The organism is Natrononativus sp. DTA114, assembly GCF_059736515.1.
Genome location: NZ_JCASSN010000003.1, coordinates 432515 through 452722 on the forward strand (window position 1 = coordinate 432515; position 20208 = coordinate 452722).

The 20208-nt window shown below is 66.3% G+C and carries 21 protein-coding genes; 17 read left to right on the plus strand and 4 right to left on the minus strand.

The annotated features are described in order from the left end of the window. The first annotated feature begins 75 nt into the window (after positions 1–75). Genes AC6I6S_RS12250 through AC6I6S_RS12260 form a run of 3 tightly spaced genes read left to right on the plus strand, consistent with a single transcriptional unit; the run spans position 76 to position 3298 of the window. On the plus strand, positions 76–1746 hold the full coding sequence (locus tag AC6I6S_RS12250; protein WP_497950452.1) for an anthranilate synthase component I family protein: 1671 nt from the start codon (positions 76–78) through the stop codon (positions 1744–1746). Further along, on the plus strand, positions 1743–2435 hold the full coding sequence (locus tag AC6I6S_RS12255) for an anthranilate synthase component II (protein WP_497950454.1): 693 nt from the start codon (positions 1743–1745) through the stop codon (positions 2433–2435). Before AC6I6S_RS12250 ends, AC6I6S_RS12255 begins: the two co-directional genes overlap by 4 nt. After that, entirely contained in the window at positions 2432–3298 is an 867-nt protein-coding gene (locus AC6I6S_RS12260; RefSeq protein WP_497950456.1) for an aminotransferase class IV, read from the plus strand. Before AC6I6S_RS12255 ends, AC6I6S_RS12260 begins: the two co-directional genes overlap by 4 nt. Before the next feature lie 24 nt (positions 3299–3322). Here the strand turns inward: AC6I6S_RS12260 and AC6I6S_RS12265 are convergent, their stop codons facing one another. Beyond that, complete coding sequence (locus AC6I6S_RS12265) at positions 3323–3799, minus strand: NUDIX hydrolase (RefSeq protein WP_497950458.1); 477 nt, start codon at positions 3797–3799, stop codon at positions 3323–3325. 325 nt (positions 3800–4124) lie between these two features. Here AC6I6S_RS12265 and AC6I6S_RS12270 point away from each other — a divergent pair, with 325 nt between their 5' ends. Together AC6I6S_RS12270 and AC6I6S_RS12275 are read left to right on the plus strand one after the other, a co-directional pair. Beyond that, positions 4125–4277 (plus strand): hypothetical protein, encoded by a 153-nt coding sequence (locus AC6I6S_RS12270; RefSeq protein WP_497950459.1) that lies wholly within the window; start codon positions 4125–4127, stop codon positions 4275–4277. Between the two features lie 111 nt (positions 4278–4388). Further along, entirely contained in the window at positions 4389–5084 is a 696-nt protein-coding gene (locus AC6I6S_RS12275) for a LysE family translocator (RefSeq protein WP_497950461.1), read from the plus strand. Here the strand turns inward: AC6I6S_RS12275 and AC6I6S_RS12280 are convergent. Beyond that, a complete protein-coding gene (locus AC6I6S_RS12280) occupies positions 5081–5755 on the minus strand; it encodes an HD domain-containing protein (RefSeq protein ID WP_497950462.1) in 675 nt (224 codons plus the stop codon). The genes AC6I6S_RS12275 and AC6I6S_RS12280 overlap by 4 nt on opposite strands. 155 nt (positions 5756–5910) lie before the next feature. Here AC6I6S_RS12280 and AC6I6S_RS12285 point away from each other — a divergent pair, with 155 nt between their 5' ends. The 6 genes from AC6I6S_RS12285 to AC6I6S_RS12310 all read left to right on the plus strand — a co-directional run bounded on the left by AC6I6S_RS12285 (position 5911) and on the right by AC6I6S_RS12310 (position 10943). Then, complete coding sequence (locus tag AC6I6S_RS12285) at positions 5911–6639, plus strand: alanyl-tRNA editing protein (protein ID WP_497950463.1); 729 nt, start codon at positions 5911–5913, stop codon at positions 6637–6639. Positions 6640–6754: 115 nt separating this feature from the next. Then, a complete protein-coding gene (locus AC6I6S_RS12290) occupies positions 6755–7168 on the plus strand; it encodes a cobalamin B12-binding domain-containing protein (RefSeq protein ID WP_497950464.1) in 414 nt (137 codons plus the stop codon). Further along, positions 7165–8265: a methylmalonyl Co-A mutase-associated GTPase MeaB gene (gene meaB / locus AC6I6S_RS12295; RefSeq protein ID WP_497950466.1), complete on the plus strand. Its 1101-nt coding sequence runs from the start codon at positions 7165–7167 to the stop codon at positions 8263–8265. The genes AC6I6S_RS12290 and meaB overlap by 4 nt, the downstream gene beginning before the upstream one ends. A gap of 63 nt (positions 8266–8328) precedes the next feature. Beyond that, a complete protein-coding gene (locus AC6I6S_RS12300) occupies positions 8329–9261 on the plus strand; it encodes an alpha/beta fold hydrolase (protein ID WP_497950467.1) in 933 nt (310 codons plus the stop codon). Positions 9262–9316: 55 nt separating this feature from the next. Beyond that, complete coding sequence (locus tag AC6I6S_RS12305; RefSeq protein WP_497950468.1) at positions 9317–10267, plus strand: VOC family protein; 951 nt, start codon at positions 9317–9319, stop codon at positions 10265–10267. Between the two features lie 7 nt (positions 10268–10274). Beyond that, positions 10275–10943: an alpha/beta hydrolase gene (locus AC6I6S_RS12310; RefSeq protein ID WP_497950469.1), complete on the plus strand. Its 669-nt coding sequence runs from the start codon at positions 10275–10277 to the stop codon at positions 10941–10943. A gap of 43 nt (positions 10944–10986) precedes the next feature. Here AC6I6S_RS12310 and AC6I6S_RS12315 read toward each other — a convergent pair whose 3' ends face one another. Together AC6I6S_RS12315 and AC6I6S_RS12320 are read right to left on the minus strand one after the other, a co-directional pair. Next, complete coding sequence (locus AC6I6S_RS12315) at positions 10987–11373, minus strand: Zn-ribbon domain-containing OB-fold protein (RefSeq protein WP_497950471.1); 387 nt, start codon at positions 11371–11373, stop codon at positions 10987–10989. After that, the gene (locus AC6I6S_RS12320) at positions 11370–12536 is read right to left on the minus strand and encodes a thiolase domain-containing protein (protein ID WP_497950472.1); all 1167 of its coding nucleotides are present in this window, start codon (positions 12534–12536) and stop codon (positions 11370–11372) included. The genes AC6I6S_RS12315 and AC6I6S_RS12320 overlap by 4 nt, the downstream gene beginning before the upstream one ends. Before the next feature lie 134 nt (positions 12537–12670). Here AC6I6S_RS12320 and AC6I6S_RS12325 point away from each other — a divergent pair, with 134 nt between their 5' ends. The 6 genes from AC6I6S_RS12325 (at position 12671) to AC6I6S_RS12350 (ending at position 20160) form a co-directional block, all read left to right on the plus strand. Further along, a complete protein-coding gene (locus AC6I6S_RS12325; protein ID WP_497950473.1) occupies positions 12671–13744 on the plus strand; it encodes a M42 family metallopeptidase in 1074 nt (357 codons plus the stop codon). Positions 13745–13865: 121 nt separating this feature from the next. Further along, entirely contained in the window at positions 13866–14948 is a 1083-nt protein-coding gene (locus AC6I6S_RS12330) for a tubulin/FtsZ family protein (protein WP_497950474.1), read from the plus strand. A gap of 308 nt (positions 14949–15256) precedes the next feature. Further along, entirely contained in the window at positions 15257–16138 is an 882-nt protein-coding gene (locus AC6I6S_RS12335; protein ID WP_497950476.1) for a coiled-coil protein, read from the plus strand. Between the two features lie 222 nt (positions 16139–16360). Then, positions 16361–17086, plus strand: a complete 726-nt coding sequence (locus AC6I6S_RS12340) for a hypothetical protein (protein ID WP_497950477.1) — start codon at positions 16361–16363, stop codon at positions 17084–17086. Positions 17087–17642: 556 nt separating this feature from the next. Beyond that, entirely contained in the window at positions 17643–18638 is a 996-nt protein-coding gene (gene sppA / locus AC6I6S_RS12345; protein WP_497950478.1) for a signal peptide peptidase SppA, read from the plus strand. A 286-nt stretch (positions 18639–18924) separates the two neighbouring features. Beyond that, positions 18925–20160, plus strand: a complete 1236-nt coding sequence (locus tag AC6I6S_RS12350) for a DUF373 family protein (RefSeq protein WP_497950480.1) — start codon at positions 18925–18927, stop codon at positions 20158–20160. Positions 20161–20208: the final 48 nt, after the last annotated feature.

A 20208-nucleotide genomic window follows, 5' to 3' on the forward strand; every position in this document is an offset into this window, starting at 1 on the left:
GCGTTCTCTCCTGGCTCCATCACCGACGCGAGCGCGAATCGCAAGAGCGTTAGGCCGCTATCTCCTGTTTCCCGTATGAACGAGCCGCGCGTGGTGACGGACGTCGACGCCTTTCGACGCGCCGCCGGGGCCGCGTCCGCAGGGGCTCGAGTCCCCGTCGAGGTCCGCCTCACCGTCTCCGACCCGTTTCTCGCCTATCGCCGAGCCCGCGACGGCCCGGGTGGCGTCTTTCTCGAAACCACCGGCGGCCAGGCCGGCTGGGGATACTTCGGCTGCGACCCCGTCGATCGACTCACGGTCGGTCCGGACGCGATCAGTCGCGACTCCGAGTCGAACTCACCGTCGCTCGACGCCCTCGAGGGGCTGCTCGCCGGTGAGACGGTCGTCCGCGGGGACTGTGACGTCCCCTACCCCTGTGGCGCCGTGGGCTGGCTCTCCTACGACGTCGCCCGCGAACTCGAGACCCTGGAGGGACCGGCGGCGGCCGTCGACGACCGCGGGTTGCCCCGTCTCGAGGTCGGGGTCTACGACCGATTGGCGGCCTGGGAGGCCACTGACGCGAGCGGTGACGGGGTACTTCTGCGGATCACCGCCTGTCCCCGACTCGAGGCCCCCGACGATCCAGCATCGCTGGAGTCCGCTTACGAGCGGGGCACGAACCGTGCGCTCGAACTCGCCGAGCGCGCCATCGAGGGCGACCCGACGGTCGGCGAGCCGCCCGTTTCGGCGCCCGAGGCCACCTTCGAGAGCGCCTGCGGTCGCGAGGCGTTCGCCGACCGCGTCCGCCGGGTCAAGGAGTACATCCGCGAGGGCGACACCTTCCAGGCGAACATCTCCCAGCGCCTCGAGGCCCCGGCGGCGGTCCACCCCGTCGCCGCCTACGACGCCCTCCGGCGGGTGAACCCGGCACCCTACTCCGGGCTCTTCGAGTTCCGCTCGGCGGATCTGGTGAGTGCGAGCCCCGAGCTACTGCTGGAGTACGAGGAGCGACCGTCCTCGTACTCGAGCGCTGCGAGGTCCGGAGGGCGTGAGGACCTCGGTGACGCAAGCGGGGAGGAACGACCCGCGAGCGAACAGCCTCCGCGAGCGCGCGACGGCGACTTCGTTCGGACGGAACCGATCGCCGGGACTCGCCCCCGCGGACGGACGGCGGCGGAGGACGACGCCCTCGAGGCCGACCTGCTGGGCGACGAGAAGGAACGCGCCGAGCACGCGATGCTGGTCGACCTCGAGCGAAACGACCTCGGAAAGGTCTGTGCCTACGGCAGCGTCGACGTCGCGGAGTACCGCCGCGTGGACCGCTACTCCGAGGTGATGCACCTCGTCTCGAACGTTACCGGCAGGCTCCGGCCGGCGGCGACGCTTTCGGACGCGATCGCGGCGACCTTCCCCGGGGGGACGATTACGGGCGCACCCAAGCCCCGCACCATGGAGATCATCGACGAACTCGAGGAGACCCGGCGGGGGCCGTACACCGGCAGCATGGGGATCTTCGGTTTCGACGGGCGGGCGACCCTGAATATCGTGATTCGAACGCTCGTTCGCCACGGCGAGGAGTACCACCTGCGAGTAGGGGCGGGGATCGTCCACGACTCCGAGCCCGCTCGCGAGTACGACGAAACCCTTGACAAGGCTCGTGCGCTCATCACCGCGATCGACACCGCGCTCGGCGAGCGGGCGGGGATGGGGCTCGAGTCGGACGGCGGATCGAACGCGGCGGACGGTGGCTCCGGGGGTGACCCATGACGCCCGAAACGCGAATTCTCGTCGTGGACAACTACGACTCGTTCGTCTACAACCTCGTCCAGTACGTGGGCGAGGTCGCCGACGAGGTGATCGTCCGCCGCAACGACGTGATCACCCTCGAGGAGGTTCGCGCGCTCGAACCGACGGGCGTCGTGATCTCGCCGGGTCCCGGAACGCCCGCCGAGGCCGGGATCTCGATCCCGCTGTTCGACGAGTCCGAGCTGCCGATCCTCGGCGTCTGTCTGGGTCACCAGGCGCTGTGTGCCGCTGCCGGTGCACCCGTCAGACACGCACCCGATGTCGTCCACGGCAAGCCCTCGGTCGTCACCCACGACGGCGAGGGGATCTTCGCGGGACTGCCAGAGCGGATCCAGGTCGGCCGGTACCACTCGCTGTCTGTCGACCGGGCGGACCTCCCCGACTCGCTGGCGGAAACCGCGAGCACGGCCGACGAGCGGGACGTGTTGATGGCGGTGCGCCACCGCGAGAACCCCCACGTCGGCGTGCAGTTCCACCCCGAGAGCATCCTCACGCGCGAAGCGGAGACCGGATCGCGAACGGACGTTGAACGCTCGAGGGGCGAACTCGGCGAGGGTGAGCGGATCTCGCTGGCGGTCGGCAAACGGATGGTCGCGAACTTCTGTGACCTCGCGGCCGACCACGCGCGAACGGAGGCCGACGGGGCGTGACGGACCGACGCTATCACGTCGACGGCGAACTCGTCCCGGCCAGCGAGGCGACCGTCAGCGTCGACGACCGCGGTTTTCGCTACGGCGACGGCGCCTTCGAGACGCTTCGCGCCTACGGCGGCCGGCTCTTCGAGTGGGACGCCCACGCCGACCGCCTCGAGCGCACCTGTGACTCCCTCGGCCTCGAGCACGGACTCTCCCGTGGCGATCTCCGCGAACGAATCGACGAGACGCTGGCGGCGAACGATCTCGCCGACGCCTACGTGCGACTCTCGATCACGCGCGGGGTTCAGCCCGGCAAACTGACGCCGGCCCCGGAGGTCGACCCCACCGTCGTCGTCTACGCGAAGCCGCTTCCCCGGGGCGGGCTCGAGGGCGCATCGGTCTGGGACGACCCCGCGACGGTCCAGACGGTGAAAACTCGGCGAATCCCCGACGAATCGATCCCGTCCGACGCGAAGACCCACAACTACCTCAACGGGATTCTGGCCCGCCGGGAGCTGTACGACGCCGACGAGGCGCTCATGCGCGATCTCGAGGGCCACGTCGCGGAGGGGGCGACGAGCAACGTCTTCTTCGTCCGCGAGGACGGCCTCCATACGCCGACGACGGACGGTCCGGTGCTCCCGGGAATCACGCGCGAGGTCGTCCTCGAACTGGCCGCCGAAACCGAGATTCCGGTCCACGAGGGCTGGTACGGGCTGGCGGACGTCCGCGAGGCCGACGAGGTGTTTCTGACGAACACGACGTGGGAGCTCCGGCCCGTTACAGCGGTCGATGGCCTCGAGCTCGAGTCGGGCCCGGTAACGGCGCTCCTCTCGAAGCTGTACGATCGGCGCGTCGAGCAGCGCTGTTATCGCTGAGAATGGGCGTCGTGCTCGGCTCGATCAGTCGCTCGTGACGCGTTCGGACGGCGTCGGCCACTGCTGGGGCATCGACTCGGCCTCGAGCAGCGGGGCGTAGTCGTCGAGATCCATCGCGAACTCATAGCTCTCGAGTGCGTCGAGATCGATCCAGGAGTACGCGAACTCGCGGCCGCGTTCCTCGCCCGCGCCGGTGACGACGTGAGTCCAGGCGTCGCGCGGTTCGTGGACCGTCGTACGGAAGAAGTGCCGGACGTACCAGCGTCCCTCCCGTCGCCGCCAGACGTCGCTGGCAACGGGCTCGACGGCGGCCAGCGAGCCGAGACCGCTCTCCTCTGCGACCTCGCGAAACAGGGCTTCGCGAGGGGTTTCGTCGGTTTCGATCGTTCCTTTCGGCACCTGGAGGCGGTCGTCCGTGGGGCTCTCGAACACCAGCAGCTCGTCGTCGTTGCGTGTGATGTACGCACACGCCTTGGGAACATACGTAGAGTCAGAAGACATGCACTGTCCAATCACGAACTCGCATATAAGTGTTGTAGCCAAGGGATACTAGGGCATATTGAGGATTAACACGGACCCCCGGCCACAGCGGTTTCTGTCACGCCAGTAACTATAAGTTCCCTACGACGAAACTGTCAGTACGGAAGTCACTGTTTACGACACTACCGACCGCGTTCCGGGTGGGACGACACCCGAATCGTGGCTCGCACGCTTCGAAAGTCATGATCTGGTACATACCACCGGACAGTAACAGTCCCGAACGACCGTGGGTTCGCCGGCCAACTACAGCGCTGTCACTCGAGGCTCACTCGAGCGGTGACCGGCGATGAACGGCGATACCGGATCTCGGGAGGAGGAGTCGTCTCACCTGCGCTGTCCGGACTGTGGAGAGCGAATACTTACGATTTCGATGACCGGGCCGACCGAGCAGATCGCCGGCCCTTGTGGCTGTCGGTTCCCGCCGGGTCTCCTCGACTGAGAACTCCCGTGGCGGCCGATCGCCCGGCTCTCGAGTGTCGACCGACAGCGGACTATCCCCGGTCGGTGAACACCGCGATACTTTTCACCGCCACTCACTCGAGTACCACCAGTGACCTCCCTCCTCGTCTCCGCGGTTGCGGGCGTCGTTTTCGGCGTCGCCCTCGCCGCGCCGCCGGGTCCGATGAACGCGATCATCGCCGAGGAGAGCGTCCTTCGCGGGTGGCACGCAGGCTTCTGGGCCGGCGTCGGGGCGATGCTCGCCGACGCGCTGTTTTTCGTCCTCACGTTCGCGGGAGTCGCCGCGCTGCTGGGCGGGAACCGGACCGTTCAGCAGCTCCTCTTCCTCGTCGGCGGCGCGCTCATGCTCTACTTCGCGTACGGGGCCGCCCGCGACGCGAGAGCAGCGAGTTCGTTCACCGGCAGCGAGGTCGGCCGAACCGCGACGGGCTTTCAGAAGGCGTTCGCACTCTCGTTGACGAACCCCTACCAGCTCGCGTTCTGGCTGACCGTCGGGGTCGGTCTCGTGCGACCGGGGACGCTCTCGTTGACCGCACACCTCCCCGCGGGAATCGACTCGCTGGCCGGTGAACTGGTCGGCGATCTGGTCGTCCGGACTGGAAGCCCCGCGCTGCTCGCCGGCTTCTTCGGCGGCATCGCGCTGTGGGTCGTCGTCTACCCGGCCGCCCTCGTTCGGGCGGGCGAACGCGTCGACGCCGTCGCGCCGCTGGTCGCCGCGCTCAGCGCCGTCGTTCTCGGCGGCTTCGGTCTGCTGTTCGCCTGGATCGGGGCGACGGGCCTGCTCTAGTCGCCCATCCCGGCGATCTCGTCCTCGAGCCACTCGCTGAACCAGACCACGCGCTTGAGCCGCTGGTGGGCGATGCTCTCGGCAGTGTCGCTCTCGACGCGGGCGGCGGCGTCGCGCCCCCGTTCGAGGACGCGTTCGACCATCTCGTCGGACTCCATGTGCGTGCGGGCCTCGTACCCCATCCGCAGCAGCATCAGCGCGGTGCCGTTGGCGCCGATCTTGTCGAGCAGGTCCGCCTCGATGAGCGACTGGGTCTCGAGCGGGAGATCCGACAGCGTCCCCTGGTAGGAGTGGTGTTCGATCGCGCGGGTCACCTGCGAGACGAACGACTGGGGGTACTCCCCGCGGGACTCGAGATACTCGCGGGCGACGCGAGCGCCGGCCTCGGCGTGGAGTTCCTGGTCGGCCTCGAGCTTGGCGACGTCGTGAAAGAGGGCGGCGACGCGGGTGACGTCGACGTCGGCGCCCTCCTTCTCGGCGATCTCTTCGGCCAGCGAAACGACGTTTAAGATGTGGTTGTGGCGGTACTCCGCGGAGTGCCACGGATACCACCGCATCCGTCCGCCTTCGTCTTCGTTCTCGACGCTGGCGGCGAGATACTCGAAGACGAACCCTTTCATCGCCTCGAACTCGACGTCGCTGACGGTCGTTTCTTTTATCTCGACGCCCACGAGAGATCCCTCCGCAGTATACGAGCGATAGTCATTACAGGAATGTTGGTTCGTTCCACTCTTTAGCCTTTGGTTCGCCTGAAATCCCTGAGACGACGACCGCCAGCACGACCGCGATCGGCCGAATTATACCGCCTCGCCGCGTGCACTCGAGCGTGACCGAACCCCGGTATCTCACCGACTCCGATCGCCGCCGGTTCGAGGCGACGGTCGAGCGCGTCGTCGACGATCGTGTCGTTCTCGATCAGACCCTCTTCTACCCCGAGGGCGGCGGCCAGCCCGCGGATACGGGCGTGCTTCGCCTCGATGACCGGGAGTGGCGCGTCGAGAACGTCCAGAAACGCGACACGATCTATCACCACCTGTCGTGTGCGGAGGGCGAGGAGCCGCCCGCCGCGGGTGCGACCGTCGAGGGCGAACTCGACTGGGGGCGCCGCGAGGCGCACATGCGCTATCACACCGCCCAGCACCTGCTCTCTGCACACCTGCTCGAGCACTACGGGGCGGCCACGACCGGCAACCAGATCTACGCCGACCGGGCCCGCCTCGACTGCGCGTACGACCGCTTCGAGGAGCCGGATCTCGAGGCGATCGAGGGCGCGCTGAACGAACTGATCGCGGCCGACCTCCCCGTCAGGTGGTACGAACTCGACCGCGAGATCGCCGAGGCCGAACTCGACACCGAGCGCACGCGGATCGACCTGCTGCCCGACTCTATCACCGAACTCCGGATCGTCGAGATCGGCGACGCCGAGGAGCCGTTCGATCGGGTCGCCTGCGCCGGCACCCACGTCGCCTCGACCGGCGAGATCGGACCGCTCGAGATCACGGGCCGGGAGACGGCCGGCAGCGACGAGGAGCGGTTGCGTTTCCGCCTCGAGTAGGAGGCCGCGGTTCGGCTCGAGCGCTCGTTTCCGGGGCTCACCTCGAGCGTGTCTCTCCCTCGCAACCCCACAAACTTCCGTTACAGTCAAACAGCAGGCTGGTGAACGGAGGAGTATGAGCGAACAGGAACAGCGATCGATCCGGTGTCTCGTCGCGAAAGTCGGCCTCGACGGCCACGACCGCGGCGCACACGTCATCGCACGCGCCTTCCGGGATGCGGGCTTCGAGGTCATCTACTCCGGGCTTCACAAGGCACCCGAGGAGATCGTCCAGGCGACGGTCCAGGAGGACGTCGACGTCCTCGGGATCTCGATCCTCTCCGGGGCACACAGCACGCTCGTCCCGAAGATCATGGACGGTCTCGAGGAGTACGACGCCAAAGACGACACGCTCGTCCTCGTCGGCGGGGTCATCCCCGAGGAGGACCAGGCCGAACTGATGGAGCTGGGCGTCTCGGCCGTCTTCGGCCCCGGCACGTCGATCGAGGAGACGATCGAGTTCGTCCGCGAGAACGCGCCCGAGCGATGACCGGCGACCGAGAACTGAACGGGGACGACGAGCGCCTGCTCGAGGACCTGCTTTCGGGAAAACACCGCGCCCTGGCGCGAACGATCTCGAAGATCGAGAACCGCTCGCCGGGGTATCGGGCGCTGGTTTCCGAACTGTACGCCCACACCGGCAACGCCGAGGTGATCGGCGTCACGGGCAGTCCGGGCGCCGGAAAGTCGACGCTGGTCGACAAGCTCGCCGAAACCTACCGCGAGCGCGGCGAAACCGTCGGCGTGATCGCGATCGACCCCTCCTCGCCGTTTACGGGGGGCGCAGTGCTGGGCGACCGGATCCGGATGGCCTCCACCGTGGGCGACATGGACGTCTTCGTCCGCTCGATGAGCGCCCGGGGGACGCTCGGCGGGCTCTCGACCGCCACGGCAGATGCGGTCAAAGCGATGGACGCCTTCGGCAAGGACAAGATCATCATCGAAACCGTCGGCGCCGGCCAGAACGAGATCGACATCGTCCGCACGGCCGACACGGTGGCGGTGCTCGTCCCGCCGGGGTCGGGCGACTCCGTCCAGACGCTTAAGGCTGGAATCCTCGAGATCGCCGACGTCTTCGTCGTCAACAAGGCCGACCGTCCCGGCGCCGACCGAACCGTCCAGGAGCTCACCGAGATGATCGAACTCGGCGAGAGCGGCGGCTTCGGCGGCGGCTCGGGTCACCACGGTCCCGGTGTGATGGACGACCACGCGGACGAACCCGAGGAGCCGGCCGACGAAGCCGATCACTGGACGCCGCCGATCGTCGAAACCGTCGCGACGGAGGCGACGGGGGTCGACGAATTCATCGACGAACTCGCGAACCACTACGCGTACCTCGAGCGCTCGGGCGAACTCGCCGACCGGAGCCGCCGGCGCTACGCCGAGGAGATCCGCACCCTGCTCAGGGAGGACGTCCACGGGCTGCTCGAGGCCGAACTCGCGGCCGCCGGGGGCGTCGACGACCTCGCCGAGGCGGTGCGGGCCGGCGAGACGGACCCGTACACGCTCGTCTCGGACGTGTTGGCACCCGTCGAGGACTGTCTCGGGGAACTCGAGTCGGAGCCCCTCGAGTCGATGTCGAAATAGGTGCGAACGCCGAGCGAGTGTGACGAACCGCAGGACTAAGGCCGTCGCTGTTGAACCTCGGCTATGAGACTCCGAACTGCACTCGGGGCGGCCGTCGGCGCTGCCGGCGCCGCCGTTCTCGGAAACCGCCTGCTCGCGAACCGCGCGGGACCCCTCGACAACCCGCTCCCGGGGGTCGAACGAACCGACCGCTGGCGAGGGATGGACGTCCGGTACACGGTCGCGGGGGACCCCGAGGCTCCCGAAATCGTGTTGTTCCACGGAATCCACGCCGGGGCGAGCAGCCACGAGTTTGCGCCCATCTTCGAAGACCTGGCCGAAGAGTACCGCGTGATCGCCGTCGATCTTCCGGGCTTCGGGCGGTCGGATCGGCCGCCGCTCGTCTACTCGTCGGGGCTGTACGCCGAGTTCATCCGCGACTTCGCGAGCGACGTCGCCGACGAACCGATCGTGCTGGCCTCCTCGATCACCGGCGCGTTCGCCGTCGACGCGGCGGGAGAAACCGACTTCGAGCGACTGGTGCTCGTCTGCCCCACCGGCGAGACCTCCCAGTACCGCCCGTGGCTGCGGACGCTGCTCCGGACGCCCGTCCTCGGCACCGCGCTGTTCAACGCGCTCGCGAGCAAGCCCTCGATCCGGTACTTCTACGACCGCGACGGCTACTACGACCCCGCCAGAATCGACGAGGAGGAAGTCGAGTACGCCTGGCGCAGCGCCCACCAGCCCGGCGCCCGCTTCGCCCCCGCCTCCTTCGCCTCCGGGACCCTCGAGCCCGACTTCGACCTCCAGACCGAACTCGCGGCCCTCGAGACGCCGGTCACGCTCGTCTGGGGTCGCGACGCGCAACTCGTGCCCCTGCGAGAGGGCCGGGAGCTGGCCGACGCGGCCGACTGCGACCTCGTCGTCGTCGACTACGCGACGCTGCTCCCCCACGCCGAACACCCCGAGAAGTTCGTCGAGTACCTGCGGGCTGAGCTGCCTCGAGCCGAGGGTTGAGAGCGGCCAGAGGCCGCACAACCGTTATTCGATCGCCCGCCGAAGAGGCAGGTAGATGCCACGCTCGAACGTTCGGGGCCTCCACCACGTTACCGGCCTCGCTGCCGATTCGCAGGCGAACGTCGACTTCTACGCCGGCACGCTCGGCCTTCGGTTTCTCGTCCACACCGTCAACTTCGAGGACGTGCTGATGCGCCACCTCTACTACGGCGACGACGCGGGAGCGCCGGGCTCCGTCGTGACGTTCTTTCCGACGCCAGCGGCGGACCCGGGTCGGCTCGGAAAACCGCAGGTGGCGAGCATCGGTTTCGCCGTTCCCGAGGGCTCGCTGCAGTACTGGGCGGACCGACTCGAGGCCGCGGGACACGCCGTCGAAGGGCCGACCGACCGGTTCGACGAACGAGCGCTCTCGACGAGCGATCCGGACGGAACGCGAGTCGAACTCGTCGCCACGGCGGCGCCGCCGGAACCGCGACTCGAGGGGCCGATCCCCGATCACGCCTCGATCCGGGGGCTCGCCGGCGTGTCGGCGCTCTCTGCGAACCCGTACGCGACCGCGAGCGTCCTCGAGACGCTCGGATTCGACCGGGTCGGCCAGGAGGAAGACAGGGTTCGCTACCGCGTGCCGGGTGGTCGGGATGCGGTCGTCGACCTCCTCGACCGCGAAACCAGGTTCGGGCGCGAGGGTCCCGGAACGATCCACCACGTCGCCGTCGGCGCGTCGGACCGCGAGGAACTGCTCGAGTGGCACGACTACTTCCGCGACCGGGGGGAGGACGTCTCCCGGATCAAGGACCGGCACTTCTTTCACTCGCTGTACGTCCGCGAACCGGGCGGCGTCCTGATCGAACTCGCCACGGAGGGACCGGGACTCGAGGCGGCGACGCCCGCCCCCGAACGCTACCTCCCGCCGCGGTTCGAGGACGACCGCGAACTGATCGAATCGCAACTTCCGGCGCTTCGCTCGCCCCGAATCGACGGGCCTGACGACGAGCTAACCGGGTGAGTGAGTCGTGAGCCCCGATTTCACCGACGTGGACCCGCACGGGGGGCAGCAACTCCTGATCAGCGGCGCCCCTGCCCGCGCCGCCGAGGTCGCCGTCGTCGCCCTCCACGGCCGCGGCGCGACCGCCCAGGGCGTAACGAACCTGTTCGAGCCGCTGTACCGCCGCGGCGTCGCCGTGTTCGCCCCCGCCGCCGAGCGGGGTCGATGGTTCCCGCGAGCCGCGGACGCCCCGCTCGAGGCGAACGAGCCGTGGACCTCTTCGGCGGTCGAGGCGGTCGATCGGGCGCTCGAAAGCGCACGCGAGGCAGGCGTTCCCGCCGAGCGAACCCTGCTCGTCGGTTTCTCCCAGGGAGCGGCCGTCGCGGCGGAGACGGCGATCAGGCGGCCGAAACGGTACGGGGGGCTGGGGCTCGTCGCCGGAACCGCTCTCGGTCCCGATCCGAACAGCCGCAGTGAAGCGCGACACGGGGGGCTCGAGGGAACGCCGGTCCTGCTCGCCGCCGGCGAGGACGACCCACACGTCGACGAGGGGCGGTTCCGGGCGACCGGCGAGTGTCTCGAGCGACTCGGCGGGGACGTGACCGAACTGCGAAGCCCCGAGACGGGCCACGCGGTGAGCGAGGCGGCGTTTTCGGCGCTCGAGGACAGGGTAGAGCGGCTGCTCGAGCGGGCGTAACTCACCGGCCGACCGTTACCGGAACCGAATGGCCGTCCGATCGTTATTCGACGCGGAAGCAGACCACGCGGTCGCCGGTGGTTTCCGAGACGTCGACCGCCGGCGTGACCGTCAGACCGGCTTCGATCTCCTCGAGTTCGATTCCAGCGACCTGTCCAGTGATCCGAACCGGGCCGAACGCCGCGATGGCGGTCGCGTAGGGGGCGTCGTCCTCGAAGGAAGGGGTCGGGACGTGCGTGACGGTGAACGTCTCGATCTCGCCCGTCTCGGGGAGGGGTTCCTCCGAGAGCACCGTTGAACCGCACTCCGGGCAGACCTGCCGCGGCGGGAGCGAGCCGTGGCCCCGCTCGCACTCGAGGTAGTACGCCTCGCCCGCCTCGGTCGCGTCGAGCCAGTCGTCGAAGCCGGCGTTTCGGATACCCTCGCTCATTGTTGTACCTCCAGAACGTGGACCAGTGCAGAGGCAACCGTTCCGCCCGCGTTGTGGGCGACGCCCGTGGTCACGCCGTCGATGTGTTCGCTGTTGGGGTGATCACCGCGCAGCACTTTCGTGAGTTCGGCGACTTGGGAGGCACCGGTCGCGCCGACCGGGTGGCCCTTCGCCTTCAGTCCTCCCGAGAGGTTGATCGGGGTGTCGCCGCCGGCGGTGGTGCGGCCGTCTCGCGCCGCCGAGATCCCCTCGCCGACGGGTTCGAGGTCGAGCGCCTCGATCGCGAGCACCTCGGCGATGGTGAAGCAGTCGTGGACCTCGGCGACGTCGACGTCTCCCGCGGAGATCCCGGCGTCGGCATAGGCCTCCTCGCCGGCCTCGCGGGCAGCGGGCGAGCGCGCGAGGTGTTTCCGGTCGTGGAGGGCCATTCGGTCGCCGCCCTGGCCGGTGCCGGTGATCGAAACGGGTGCCTCGAGGCCGTGTTCCTCGGCGTACTCCTCGCTCGTCAACACGAGCGCGGCCGCGCCGTCGGAGATCGGACAGGAGTCGTAGAGACCGAGCGGGGTCGAGACGGTGGGTGCCTCGAGGACGTCGTCGACCTCGATGGCCCGCTGGTACTGCGCTTTGTCGTTGTTCAGGGCGTTCTCGTGGTTTTTCACCGCGACGTGGGCGAGGTCCTCGCGCTCGCCGCCGTAGGTTTCGAAGTACGCCTGGGCCATCAGCGCGTAGGCGCCGGGGAAGGTCATTCCCGCGCGGACTTCCCAGAGGTCGTCGGCGGCGATGGCGAGCGCCTCCGTCGCCCCCGCGGTGCCGAGGTTCGTCATCCGTTCTGCGCCGCCGACGAGGATAACGTCGCTCTCGCCGTTGCGGATGCGAAACACGGCGTCTCTGATGGCGGCGCCGCTCGAGGCGCAGGCGGCCTCGTACCGGGTCGCCGGCGCGGTGACGCCGGCGGCTTCGGCCATCAGCGGTCCCTGGTGGCCCTGGTGTTCGGACAGTTCACCCATGAAGTTGCCGTAGAGGACGGCCTCGACGTCCGCCCGCGACACCCCGCTGTCCTCGAAGGCTTCGATACTCGCCTCGCCGAAGAGGTCGCGGCCCGTCCGCTCGGGCGTGTTTCCGAACGGCGTGACACCGACACCGGCGACTCGTACGTCGCTCATACCTCCTTCTAGCCCATCGACCGCTTAATACTCCGCGGTTGACTGTCCAACCGGTCGATCGGCAATAACCACTGTTATCGGGGCGCAGCGCCGGTATCCGGGCGTTTATGAGGGCTGGTTTCACAGGTCCTACCATGACGGACACAGCGGTCGACTTCGACGACGAACTGCTCACGGAGCTAACCGAAGCGCGCGGCGTCCCCGGCTACGAGGACCAGGTGCGCGACCTCGTTCGACGGGAGTTCGAAGACAGCGTCGACCGCGTTCGCACCGACGCGATGGGCAACGTCGTCGGCACGCTCGAGGGCGAGGGCGACTACTCGGTCGCCATCGCCGCTCACATGGACGAGATCGGGTTCATGGTGCGCCACGTCCGCGGGAAGGACGACGGCGCGGGCTTTCTCGAACTCGACGCGCTGGGCGGCTGGGACGCCCGCGTGCTGAAGGCCCAGCGGGTGACGATTCACACCGAGGGCGGCGACCTGCCGGGAGTCATCGGCTCGCCGCCGCCGCACACCCTGGACGAGGAGGACCGGAACGAACCCCCCGAGGTCGAGGACGTCTACGTCGACGTCGGCCTCTCCCGGGAGGAGGCCCGCGAGCGGATCTCGCCGGGCGACCTCGTGACGATGGACCAGACCACCGAGCGGGTCGGCGAGACGGTGACCGGGAAGGCGCTCGACGACCGGGTCTGTCTGTTCGCCATGCTCGAGGCCGCCCGGCGTCTCGAAGACCCCGCGGTGACGATCCACTTCTGTGCGACGGTTCAGGAGGAAGTCGGCCTCCGCGGGGCACGCGCCCTCGGGGTCGACGTCGACCCCGACCTGGCGGTCGCGCTGGACGTTACCGTCGCCAACGACGTTCCGACGTTCAAGAAAGGTGAGTACGTCACCGAACTGGGCGCGGGAACCGCGATCAAGCTCAAGGACTCGAGCGTCATCACCAGCCCGAAGGTCCACCGGCGGATGAAAGCCGTCGCCGAGGAGGCGGGAATCGACTACCAGCTCGAGGTCCTCCCCGCGGGCGGCACCGACACTGCGGGGTTCCAGCACACCGCGGGCGCGAAGCCGGTCGGCGCGATTTCGATTCCGACGCGCTATCTTCACACCGTCACTGAGACGGCCCACGTCGACGACATCGCGGCGACGATCGACCTCCTCGAGGCGTTCCTGGCGAGCGAGGACGGCGAGCACGACTACATGCTGTAGCCGCCTGCGGGCGCTCTCGTGCTCCGACCGAGATCCCATCTCGAGACGGGTCGGCGAGCGAGAGTTACTAGCAACGCACACATTCGGAACGTTCAACTTGATCGCCTGAGAGGACGTGGCTATGAAAGTCGCCCTGATTGGTGTGGGTCAGGCAGGCGGTAAGGTAACGGAACGGCTGACGAAGTTCGACGCGGAGATGGGCTTCGACGCGGTGCAGGGAGCGCTCGCGATCAACTCCGCGACGGCCGACCTTTCCGGTCTCGAGTTCGCCGAGACGCAGTTGATCGGTCAGGATCGAGTGAACGGTCACGGCGTCGGCGCCGACAACGAACTCGGCGCGGAGATCATGAAATCGGACTCCCAGGAGGTTCTCGCCTCCCTCGACGGCCACGTCACCTCCCATGCGGAGGCGATCTGGGTGGTCGCCGGCCTCGGCGGCGGCACCGGCAGCGGCGGCGCACCGGTCCTGGTTCACGAACTCCAGCGCGTCTACGATATCCCGATCTACGCCCTGGGAATCCTGCCGGGACGAAACGAGGGCTCGCTGTACCAGGCCAACGCCGGGCGCTCGCTGAAGACCCTCGCTCGCGAGGCCGACTCCACCCTGCTGGTCGACAACGACGCCTGGCACGAACAGGGCGAGAGCGTCGACTCGGCGTTCGAATCGATCAACGCGAAGATCGCCCAGCGCGTCGGCCTGCTCTTTGCCTCCGGTGAGGCTATCGACGGCGTCGGCGAGAGTGTGGTCGACTCGAGCGAGGTCATCAACACCCTCCGTGCGGGCGGCATCTCGACGCTCGGGTACGCCAGCGCCGTTGGAGCGGAGGAGAGCTCCGAGAACGTCAATACAGTCATGTCCGTCTCGCGGCAGGCCCTGTTGACGGGAACCAGTCTGCCGGATGCGACGCGCGCCGAGGCCGCTCTACTGGTGATCGCCGGCCAGCCCGACCGGATCTCCCGGAAGGGCGTCGAGCGAGCCCGGCGCTGGCTCGAGGACGAAACTGGCAGCATGCAGGTCCGCGGCGGGGACTTCCCGCTCGAGAGCGACCGGCTCGCGGCGCTGGTGCTCCTCGGCGGGGCCGAGCGATCCGACCGGATCGACGAGTTCATGGAGCGTGCCCGCCGGGCACAGCGAGCCGAGGACGACGAGCGGGCGGATCCGGCCGAACAGTTCGCCGACGACCGCCTCGAGAACCTGTTCTGAGCTCGAAGTCAATTGCCGATGGTTGTGAGTGATGGCCGAGGTCCGATGCGCTACCCAGGTGGTTTATATTCTAACGCCGTTCTGTGTGAGTGCGTTACACACGAGAAGGAGCCGCCTGCTAACGGTTTTCACGGATTCGGCGACCGGTACATTTAAACATTGGGCGCCAGTAGTTACCGGTACCAGAACGCCGCCGGGGCGTGTATCGCTCGATGACCAATGACAGGAAATCTTACTCACCGAGGTTTCGCAGGTCACGAGCGAACGCTGTCACCGGTGCGGGTATGGAACAGAGGGTTTACTAACACATGGTAGACGAATCGAAAAACGTAGAACTCACAGAGGACGATCTCGAGAACAAATCGAAAGGACAGCTCATCAAGATGGCCGGTCAGCTGCGAGACCGGCGAAACGAGCTGAACCAGATGGCCTCCGAGCGCGCATCCAGCCGCGACGACCTGAACGCGAAAACACGCGAGAAGGTCGACAAGGCCCAGGAGCACCGCGAGAAGCGCGACGAGCTCAACGAGCAGGTCCAGGAGCACAAGGAGAGCCGCAACGAGCTCAACGCCGAGGCCAACAAGCTGTTCGACCGCGTCGAGAAGCTCAAATCGGATATGGAGCTCGACGAGGGCAAGGACCTGGAGGAGCTCGAAGAGGAGATCGAGCAACTCGAGTTCAAACAGCAGACCGAAGTGCTCTCGACCGAGGAGGAGCGCGAACTCATCGAGAAGATCGAGGCCAAGCGCGAGGAGTACGCCGACCGCAAGGGAAAGCTCGAGCAGAACGATGACCTCGAGGAGCTCGTCGAGGAGGCAGAAGAGGTACGCTCCGAGGCGTCCCAGCACCACCAGGAGGTCACCGAACTGGCGGACAAGGCCCAGGAACATCACAACCAGATGATCGAGGCCTACCGCGAGGCCGACGACGTCCGCGACGAGGCCGACGACATGCACGAGAGCTTCGTCGAGGCCCAGGAGGCCGCCGACCGCCACCACGAGGACTTCGTCCGCGTCCAGAAGCGCCTGCGCGAGATGGACAAGCAGGAGGAGAAGCAGCGCAAGTCCGCCCGCGACAAGAAGAAAGAGGAGGCCAAGGAGGAAGCCGAGGAAATCTATCAGAAGTTCAAGGAAGGCGAAACCCTCGACACCGAGGACCTGATGAAGCTCCAGAAGACGGGGCTGCTCTAAGTCGACAGTTCTTTTTCAATCTGCCTCGGTTTCGGTCCTCAATTTATCCTATTGAGCGAAGTGCAAAATGAACGTCTCTCAAGCAATTGTCCACTCCTTTATCGTTGAATTTGTTCCTGATAACGGCCTTTCGTCGTTCTACTCCGTTGTGAGACGCGGCAGACTGCTCTAACCATTGGCCACAACCATAATATATATATGATAACTATAGATATCTAACTGATGTCGAAGGATATCAAACGAAGAAAGGTGATTAGAAAAACAGGCGTTGGGATTGGGGCTCTCGGCACATTCCCATACGCAGCAGCCGCAAACGAGGCTGAAGCCACCGAAAACCGTGACGTAGAAGTCGTTCGGGAAACCGATGAATATCGCGTCACGGTACACAAACACGGCGACAACGCCTATATCGTGTGGGTCGAAAAGGACACTGGGTCTGTCTACATGGACACAGTGTCCACAGATTCGATTGACACGATGACGCCTCAAGCACTGGGCATCAACGGAGAAGAAATTAGCCCTGAGGGTCACGACGAAATCATTACACAGAGCGACGGCGGCCACGAGTGGGTCGGTGATTGTAGTAACATCCGCTACCAGATTCATCAGGAGATCTATCTGGCAATTGAACTCGGCGAAACCGTAGATGAGTTGACTGCTGGTGGACTAGAAGCTGCTATCTGTGCGATCGTAGGTTTCAAGTTTGGTGGTCCAGTGGGAGCCGTCGTAGGCGCTGTCGGTTGTCACGCAATCGCAGTTCTCTTCCTCGATCACATTAGCCCGTCTGGGACGCGAATGACGTGGGGAGCGTGGGACTGTCATCGTGGGTTCACTGGCTACTCGAATATCTGCCATGGTGTAACCAACGGCATGACCGACAATGTGGGGAGCATTCCTAGCCTGAAGCGTATTCCCCACACTCATATACAAGAATTCTATATACCCTGACCCATCACAAAATATGATGTGATTATAGACATGAACCGAGTACTTACCGCGGGCGCAGCTCTTGCAGCACTTCTCGCGAGCTACGGATGGGTGGTTACTGGTGGTGCCATCGCTCCGATTCCGGGAGTACTCGGTGCGTTTTCTGGAGCTATCGTGACGGTATTACATCGCAGCCCTTCGAGAAGAGGAACGGTGGCTGGAGTCGCAGTAGCTGTCGGTATTGTCGTGACACTTATCGTACTCGAAAATGAGGTCACACTGTTTTTTGGAGCGGTTGTGACTATCAGCATTGTCGTCACAAATCTCGCTCTGTGGCTATGGTCCAGACAGACGGGAAAGTAAGCAAGAAAGTGGTACCCTCTTCTCTGGTCGACGTACAACGTTACTTGAGAAATAGCCCGAAGTTATCGCGATAATATTCTACACCCGAAACCCGGACTTAAGCCGACTAAAACGGTGCATGCGATAGATCAGTTCAGTCAGGGCGTTTCGAGGGAAAACCTCAACGCTTAACAGTCGAACAACCGGAGAATTGGCATGCCTCGAGGTGTCAGCCGTGGTCAGTAGCCGTGGAATCGCCAGACTCGCACTCGTCCTGGGTGGGACGTTGCTACTCGCCGCCGTGATCGTCGGCCTGTTCGTCGTCTATCCGCAGGATCTCACCGATTTGATCGGGGTGCTCGTCGCACTCGTCGCACTGCTCGTCGGCATCCGTGTGGTCGGCAACCTCGCGTCGTCGGCCTTCCCCGGGTACGACGTCGCGGAAGTCGCCGTCGAGGGGCCGATCACGCGAAACGGCGGCGGCGGGCCGTTCCCTTCGAGCCCCCGATCGACGCCGGCCGACGACATCGTCGAGCAGATCGACCGGGCGAACGACGACGGCAGCGTCGAGGCGCTGTTGTTGAAACTCAACACGCCCGGCGGCGAGGTCGTCCCCAGCGACGACATCAAACTCGCCGCCGAGCGATTCGAGGGGCCGACCGTCGCGTACGCGACCGACCTCTGTGCGAGCGGCGGCTACTGGATCGCCAGCGGCTGTGACGAACTCTGGGCGCGGGACGCGAGCGTCGTCGGCTCCATCGGCGTCATCGGCTCGCGGGTCAACGCGAGCGAACTCGCCGAGAAAGTCGGCCTCGAGTACGAGCGCTTCGCCGCGGGGAAGTACAAGGACGCGGGCGTCCCGCTCAAGGAGATGGACGACGACGAGCGGGCGTATCTACAGGGGTTGACCGACGACTACTACGATCACTTCGTCGAGCGGGTGAGCGAGGGGCGAGATCTCGATCCCGAACTCGTTCGCGACACCGAGGCGCGGGTGTATCTCGGCGGTGAAGCCCACGATCTGGGGCTCGTCGACGAACTCGGAACGCGCAAGGAACTCGAGTCGGTTCTGGCCGATCGCCTCGACACCGAGGAGGTTACCGTCGAGTCCTTCGAGCCGTCGCGGCCGCTGGTGCAGCGCATGGGCGCTGGCGCCAGCGAGGTTGCCTACGCCTTCGGGGCCGGCATTTCGAGCGTCGCCGAAGACCGCGGGTTTCGACTTCGAACCTGAGCGGCGGAGCTGTCGTCCCCGCAGGATATCGCCGGGCAGTATCACGCAAGCTCAACCATTTAAGAAAGCCGTTCTCTAATCCAAGAGTGCTTCCATGGAGCGGAAGCGGCTGTGTGGTGAGTGGATGGTAGGTGGAACACCACCACACAGGCACACATCGACATGTGCATACGATCGTTCAGAGCCGATCCTCTTCAGTATGACTCTCGCGTGACTGCCAGCGATCGCCGGACGCAGCGTCGAACGAGTACGTGGTTTTATCGTCACGCGGAATGCATCGGACACCGTGACAACGCTGGTGGTCTGTCTCGACCGGACCGACGACGTCGGCCGGAAGACCGGTCTGCACTCGCCAGTCGTCGGCTGGGAGGCGGTCCGTGCACTCGTGACCGACGTCGGCCTCGCCGATCCGGAGGACTCGAGCGTCAATTCGCTGCTCGAGACACTTCGTGTCGCCCAGAGCCTTCGCGACGACGACGAGGAGACGGTCGTCGCCGTCGTCTCGGGCGACCGGGATTCGATGGTCAGCGCGGACCGGTCGGTCGCCCGCCAACTCGACGAGCTTATCAGCGAGTACGAACCCGAGTCGGCCGTCGTGGTGATCGACAGCGCGGAGGACGAGCGGCTGGTGCCGATCGTCGAGAGCCGCGTCCGGGTCGACAGCGTCGACCGGGTCGTCGTCCGCCAGGCGCGGGACATCGAGTCGACGTACTACCTGCTCAAACAGTTCCTCGCCGACGAGGAGCTGCGCCAGACCATCCTCGTTCCGCTCGGACTGACGCTGCTCGTGTTTCCGGTGCTTGCGATGCAGTTCGGCACCGCCGAGGGAGCGGCAACCATCACGACAGTCATCGGCCTCTTCTTACTCTACAAGGGCTTCAGCGTGGACGAACTGCTCACGGGACTGGCTCGACGGACCCGCGAGTCACTGTACACGGGGCAGGTGTCGGTCGTCACCTACGTCGTCGCGGCTGGGCTCACCTTCGTCGGGCTCTTCGCGGGTGCACTCGGCGTCTCCGGACTGACCGAAACGCAGACCGACGGCGTGGTGATCCCCGCCGTGAAGTTCGCCTTCGATAGCGTCCCGTGGCTGGCGATGGCCGCGCTCACCGCCAGCGCGGGGCGGCTGCTCGACGAACTCATCGGCGAGGGGCCGCTGCGGCGCTCCTATCTCAACCTGCCGTTTATCGTCGTCTCGATCGGCCTCGTCGTTCGCGGCTTCTCGGCGTACTTCCTCGAGGCCCAGAACGTCATCGAGCCGGTCGTCGTTCCCGACATCACGGTCGCGCCGCTATCAGTCGACAGCTTCACGCTCGCGCCCGGCAACCGCCTCGGTCTGTACGTCGCGGCGGCGGTGCTGTTGAGTCTCGTCGGCGTCCGGATCGCCTCCTACTTCGCTGGGGCGACGGCCGACGAGGAGGGGGTCAGCGACGGCGGTTCCGAGACGGAACTCGCGGCCCCGGAGTCGAGCGGCGGCTCGGAGTCGGAGGTTACCGACGGCGGTCGGGAGCCGGAGCACTGAGCCGGTTCGTTTCGTCCCGTTCTCGCGGCGCCGAGCGCTCGCTCGGAC